This is a genomic window from Nonomuraea aridisoli (assembly GCF_003236395.1).
GTDB lineage: Bacteria > Actinomycetota > Actinomycetes > Streptosporangiales > Streptosporangiaceae > Nonomuraea > Nonomuraea aridisoli.
Map to the genome: position 1 here is coordinate 1 of NZ_POUD01000407.1, position 6034 is coordinate 6034.

Annotated in this window: 5 protein-coding genes; 4 read left to right on the forward strand and 1 reads right to left on the reverse strand. The window is 73.0% G+C overall.

Annotated elements, in window-relative coordinates:
- The 4 genes from yczE to C1J01_RS45465 form a co-directional block, all read left to right on the forward strand.
- The coding region (gene yczE / locus C1J01_RS45450) for a membrane protein YczE (RefSeq protein ID WP_328589746.1) at positions 1-607 on the forward strand (607 nt) is incomplete at its 5' end.
- 46 nt (positions 608-653) lie between these two features.
- The gene (locus C1J01_RS45455; protein WP_111185212.1) at positions 654-2408 is read left to right on the forward strand and encodes a glycoside hydrolase family 15 protein; all 1755 of its coding nucleotides are present in this window, start codon (positions 654-656) and stop codon (positions 2406-2408) included.
- A 137-nt stretch (positions 2409-2545) separates the two neighbouring features.
- Entirely contained in the window at positions 2546-4291 is a 1746-nt protein-coding gene (locus tag C1J01_RS45460; RefSeq protein ID WP_181449325.1) for a CehA/McbA family metallohydrolase domain-containing protein, read from the forward strand.
- Positions 4288-4857, forward strand: coding sequence for a hypothetical protein (locus C1J01_RS45465; protein WP_111185213.1), 570 nt, complete (start codon positions 4288-4290; stop codon positions 4855-4857). Before C1J01_RS45460 ends, C1J01_RS45465 begins: the two co-directional genes overlap by 4 nt.
- 6 nt (positions 4858-4863) lie before the next feature.
- Here C1J01_RS45465 and C1J01_RS45470 read toward each other — a convergent pair whose 3' ends face one another.
- Complete coding sequence (locus C1J01_RS45470; protein ID WP_181449326.1) at positions 4864-5808, reverse strand: lytic transglycosylase domain-containing protein; 945 nt, start codon at positions 5806-5808, stop codon at positions 4864-4866.
- Positions 5809-6034 lie beyond the last annotated feature (226 nt).

A 6034-nucleotide genomic window follows, 5' to 3' on the forward strand; every position in this document is an offset into this window, starting at 1 on the left:
TTCCCTGCCCGCCCGGCTCGCCCGCCTCTACGGCGGGCTGGCCCTGTACGGCCTCGGCATCGGCGTGCAGGTCGAGTCGGGCCTCGGCAACGGCCCGTGGGACGTCTTCCACCAGGGCCTCGGCCTGTGGCTGGGGCTGTCGATCGGCACGGTCATCATCCTGGTGGGCGCCCTGGTGATGCTGCTGTGGATCCCGCTGCGGCAGCGGCCCGGGTTCGGCACCGTCAGCAACGTGGTGTTCGTGGGCCTGTTCGCCGACGCGGCAATGTACCTGCTGCCCGCGCCCGGCCACCTGGCCGTGCAGTCCGCGTACGTCGTGCTCGCGGTGTGCTCCATCGCCCTGGCGACCCTGCTGTACATCGGCGCCGGCATGGGGGCCGGCCCGCGCGACGGCATCATGACCGGGCTGATGCGCCTCGGCCTGTCGGTGCGGCTCGCGCGTTTCCTCATCGAGCTGACCGTGCTGGCCGCGGGCTGGCTGCTCGGCGGCACGGTGGGTGTGGGGACGCTGGTCTTCGCCCTGGCCATCGGGCCGCTCACGCAGCTGTTCACCCGCTGGCTCCCGTTGCGTGATCCCGCGGGCCGGGCCCGGCATGACGCGACATGATCGGATCCGGCCGCGGGATCACCCCTTCGCCGAGTAGCGTCTAGGCATGCGGATCGAGGATTATGCGCTGATCGGAGACATGCAGTCGGCCGCGCTCGTGGCGCGCGACGGCTCGATCGACTGGCTGTGCCTGCCCCGGTTCGACTCCCCCGCGTGTTTCGCGGCGCTGCTCGGCAGCGAGCGCAACGGCCACTGGTGGCTCGGACCCACCGGCCGCAGACCGGCGACCCGGCGCCGCTACCGCGGTGACACGCTGATCCTCGAGAGCGAGTGGGACACCCCGACCGGCACCGTCCGGGTCGTCGACTTCATGCCGCCGCGCGACCGCAACCCCGACGTCGTGCGGATCGTCGAGGGCGTCTCGGGCAGCGTGGAGATGTCCACCCAGCTGCGGGTGCGCTTCGACTACGGCCGCATCGTGCCGTGGGTGCGGCGCAGCGACGGCCATCTGCAGGCCGTCGGCGGTCCCGACTCGGTGTGGCTGCACGCGCCCGTGCCGCTCAAGGGCGGCGACTACGCCCACCGGGCGACGTTCACGGTGCGGGAGGGCGAGCGGCTGGCGTTCGTGTTCACCTGGCACCCGTCCCACGAGCCGATGCCGGCGCAGATCGACTACGACGTGCAACTGGGCGAGACCGAGGCGTTCTGGGCCGAGTGGGTGTCGAAGTGCTCCTACACCGGCCCCTACCGCGAAGCGGTGGTGCGCTCGCTGATCACGCTGAAGGCCCTGACGTACGCGCCGACCGGCGGCATCGTGGCCGCGGCCACCACGTCCCTGCCGGAGGACCTCGGCGGGGTGCGCAACTGGGACTACCGGTTCTGCTGGCTGCGCGACGCGACGCTGACGCTCGACGCGCTGATCAGCTCCGGCTTCCTGGAGGAGGCCGCCGACTGGCGCGCGTGGCTGCTGCGCGCCATCGCCGGCCGGCCGCAGGACCTGCAGATCATGTACGGCGTCGGGGGCGAGCGCCGCCTGCCGGAGCTGCTGCTCGACTGGCTCGACGGCTACGAGGGCTCCCGCCCCGTGCGCATCGGCAACGAGGCCGCCAAGCAGCTCCAGCTCGACGTGTACGGCGAGGTCATGAACTCCCTGTACGTCTCGCGCGCCCGCGGCCTGTCCCCCGACGACCGCGCCTGGACGATCCAGCGCCAGCTGCTCGACTACGTGGAGGACCACTGGAACGAGCCCGACGAGGGCCTGTGGGAGGTCCGCGGGCCGCGGCGGCACTTCGTGCACTCCAAGGTGATGTGCTGGGTGGCGCTCGACCGGGCCGTCAAGTACGTCGAGAACTTCGGCCGCACCGGGCCGGTCGAGAAGTGGCGGGCGCTGCGCGACGTGATCCACGCCGAGATCTGCGAGAAGGGTTACGACGCCGAGCGCAACACGTTCACGCAGTCGTACGGCTCCTCGGAGCTGGACGCCGCGCTGCTGATGATCCCGATCGTGGGGTTCCTGCCGGTGGACGACCCGCGCGTGCTGGGCACGGTCGCGGCGATCGAGAAGGAGCTCATGGCCGACGGGTTCGTGCTGCGTTACCCGCTGGCCGAGGACAACGACGTCGACGGCCTGCCCGGCGGTGAGGGCGCGTTCCTGGCGTGCAGCTTCTGGCTGGTGGAGGTCATGGCCCTGCAGGGGCGCAAGGACGAGGCGAAAGACCTGTTCGAGCGCCTGCTGGGGCTGCGCAACGACGTGGGGCTGCTGGCGGAGGAGTACGACCCCCGCTACGACCGGCTGGTCGGCAACTTCCCGCAGGCCTTCAGCCACGTGCCTCTGGTCCACGCCGCCCGCGCCCTGTCGTAGGGGGGCTGCCGCGCCCGGTGGTGCGGCACCGATTCGGCATGCAGTGATCTTCTGGGGTTCACGCCCGCTTCATCCGGTTCCGCCAAGCTCCCGCCGTAGCCGGAGCGCTTATCCGGCGGGACGGAGCAAGCACCCTCATGAGTCACGGTCACCCCCACGACCACACGCACGACCACACGCACGACCACACGCACGAGCACACGCACGAGCACGACCACGACCTCAGCGGCGGCGAAGCCGCCGAGGCCCGGGACCTTTCCATCCCCGACGACGAGCTGTCGCCGGGACAGCTGTCGCGGCGGCGCATGTTCCGCCGCGCCGGCCTGCTGGGCGCCGGGCTGACCGCCGCGGGCGTGCTCGGCGGCCAGGGGCAGGCCGCCGCGGCCGCCACGCACGACAGGGGCCGCGGGCACGAGCCCAGGGACGGCTACCTGTGGCTGGCCGGCGACCACCACATCCACACCCAGCACAGCTCGGACGGCATGTACCGGGTGATCGACCAGGTCCGGCACGGCAACGCGTACGGGCTGGGCTGGCTGGTCATCACCGACCACGGCGGCGCCACCCACGCCAGGATCGGCGTGGACAAGGTCAACCCGGACATCGTCGCCGCCCGCGAGGCGGTCAAGGACACGCTGGTCTTCCAGGGCCTGGAGTGGAACATCCCGGCGGCCGAGCACGGCACCGTCTTCGTCGCGCCCGGACGCGGCGAGGTCGAGACGCTCAAGGAGTTCGAGACCTCCTTCGACGGGTCGGTGAAGAACGCCGGCGCCGGCACGCCGCAGAACGAGGCCCTGGCCATCGCCGGGCTCGACTTCCTGGCCGAGGCGGTCAGGCGGCGGCGCGTCCCCGACGCGCTGTTCCTCGCCAACCACCCCGCGCGCAAGGGCATCGACTCGCCGCACGAGATCCGCGGCTGGCGCGACGCCCAGCCGTCCATCGCGATCGGCATGGAAGGCGCCCCCGGCCACCAGGCCGGCGGCATCCCCAAGCCGAACGGCCCCGGCGGCGGGCGCGGTCTCTACGACGGCGGCCCCGGCGCCGACTCCTTCCCCGGTTACCCGGCCGAGAGCTACAAGACGTTCGGCGGGTTCGACTGGATGACCGCCACCGTCGGCGGCCTGTGGGACAGCCTGCTGGCCGAGGGCAAGCCGTGGTGGATCACCGCCAACTCAGACTCCCACGTCGTGTACGGCGACACCAGCGACCGCGGCCCCGGCGGCGACTTCGACGCCGACGGCCGCTACGCGGACCCGGTCTACCGGGGTTCGTACAACCTCGGGGCCAACGACTTCTGGCCCGGCTTCTACAGCCGGACCCACGTCGGCAGCCAGGACTTCTCCTACCGCGGCGTCATGGACGGCCTGCGCGCCGGCCGCGTCTGGGTGGACCACGGCGGGCTGATCAGCGGGCTCGTGGTGCGGGCGCGCGCCGCCGGCGATGGCCGGGGCGGGGTGACGCTCGGCGACACCCTCCACGTGCGCAGGGGCGCCCGCGTCGAGCTGTCCATCGAGATCACCCTGGCCGGGCGGCCGAACTGGGCGCAGGTCATCCCGACGCTGGCCCGGGTGGACGTCATCCAGGGCGATGTCACCGGTCCGGCCGCCGACAAGGACGTCTTCACCACGCCGGCCACCAAGGTCGTGCAGTCGTACGAGGTGAACAAGAACACCGGCATCGTCACGTTCACCTACCGGCTCGGGCAGGTCGACCGGCCGGTGTACGTGCGGCTGCGCGGCACCGACGGCAAGCGGTCGGCCCCCGGCCTGCTGGGCGCCTCCGTCGATCCGCACGGCCCGGCGATCGACGTGTACGGCGACGCCGACCCGTGGAACGACCTGTGGTTCTACAGCAACCCGATCTGGATCCTGCCCGGCCGATGATCCTCGGCATCGACACGGGCACCCGGACGCTCGCCGAGGCCGAGCACCTGCTCCACACCGTGGTGCGGGCGCTCGGCCTGCCGGGCGACGCGGTCGGCTGCACCCATCTCGTCCCGGCGGGCCTCGGCATGCAGGAGCCGCACCTCGCCTGCTCGCTGGCCGTCCCGGCCGAGGTGTCGTGGGCGCTCGGCGGCGAACGCGCCGGGCCGCCGGCGGAGGTGTCGTGGGCGCTCGGCGGCGAACGCGCGGGGCCGCTGGCGGAAGGGGCGGCGCTGGCGGCGGCCGAGCACGGGCGTTCCGGCCGGATCGTCACCTTCCCCGGCCGCGACCGGCTCACCGGCACCCTCACCGTGGGCGAGCTGCGCCGCGGCTCGGCCATCGACCGGGTGCTGGTGCTGGCCACGCCCGACCCGCCGGCCGACGACGCGCTCGTGGTGACGCACGACCACGTCCGCCCGATCTGGCGGGACGGGCTGATGACGCTGCTCACCATGCCCGCCGCCGGCGGGCGGCTGGCCCCGGCGGAGGTGCCGAACCCGACCCCCTGCTGCGCCGACCATGTCTAGGGGCGTCTAGGGGCCGGTCAGGCGGCGCTCGCCCTCCGTGGTGAGCACGAAGACCTGCCAGTTGTAGTACGCGTAGTAGGCGCGCGGGTCGCGCTTGATCTGGCGGGCGTGCAGCTGGATCGCGTTCACGTACGCCTGCGACGGGTTGTAGGCGTGCAGCGCGCGCCGGTAGTCGCGGGGCGCGCCCCTCGCCTTCAGGTAGTTGGCGGCCCCCATGACGGCGTCGCGCGGGTCCTGGACGTCACCGCCCATGCCGTACGCCCGCCAGGTGGCCGGCATGAACTGCATGGGACCCTGCGCGCCGGCGTGGCTGTCGGACCTGACCCGGCCGAACTTCGTCTCGGCGAACATCACCGCCGCCAGCACCTCCCACTCCACGCCGAACCGGCGCTCGGCCCGCTTGAAGTGGCCGAGCAGCTCGGCCGCGGGGCGGGGCCGCCGGGTCTTGAACACCGCGTCGGGCTTGATCGGGCGGGCCAGGGCGAGCAGCTCGCGGATCGCCTCGGTGTTGTCCTTCGCCTGCGCGGCCAGAGGCTTGGGCAGGCGGGCGAAGGCGCGGGAGGCGAGCTCGGGGTGGCGGGCGGCATGCCGGTAGAGGCGCTGCTGGTAGAGGGCGAGCAGCTCGACGTCCTCGGGCGGCTCGCCGGGGGCGGTCCCGCCGTCCGTCCAGGCGTCGATGGCGTCGTTGAGCCGGGCGGTGGTCTCCCGCACGGCGGTGGCCAGGCCGGCGGCGTTCTTCGGGATCTTGGCGTCGGGCGCCGGGAGCCGCTCCTCCGGCGGCTTTGAGGTGGTCTCGCCGGGCGTCGCGGACGGGGAGACGGCGGAGCGCTGCCGCACGGGCTCACTCTGGGTGGGCGCGCCGCAGGCCGCCGTAGCGGCGAACGCGGCGACGGCCGCCACCAGTGCGACGGTCCTGCGGGAGGGGCGTGGGTGCTGCGGACGTACCTCCATGCTGGGCCAACCTACCCGCCGTGCCGCCGCTCTCTCAGGCATCTCGCCCAGCGTGGCGAACCTCTGGTGCGCCGGCGGGTCCTCATGTCACCGTTCTCTGAGACACTGTGCCGGCATGGGCCGGGTGCTGGGGAAAGGTACGGGATGCCGGGCATGCGCCTGCTGCAGCCGGGTGATCCCGAGCGGATCGCCGGATACCGCCTGCTCGGGGTGCTCGGGTCGGGTG

What these genes read in the sequence shown, in the direction of transcription:
- C1J01_RS45460 (WP_181449325.1), top strand. Translation starts at nt 2,546, where the DNA reads ATGAGTCACGGTCACCCCCACGACCACACGCACGACCACACGCACGAC.
- C1J01_RS45470 (WP_181449326.1), bottom strand. Translation starts at nt 5,808, where the DNA reads ATGGAGGTACGTCCGCAGCACCCACGCCCCTCCCGCAGGACCGTCGCA.
- C1J01_RS45455 (WP_111185212.1), top strand. Translation starts at nt 654, where the DNA reads ATGCGGATCGAGGATTATGCGCTGATCGGAGACATGCAGTCGGCCGCG.
- C1J01_RS45465 (WP_111185213.1), top strand. Translation starts at nt 4,288, where the DNA reads ATGATCCTCGGCATCGACACGGGCACCCGGACGCTCGCCGAGGCCGAG.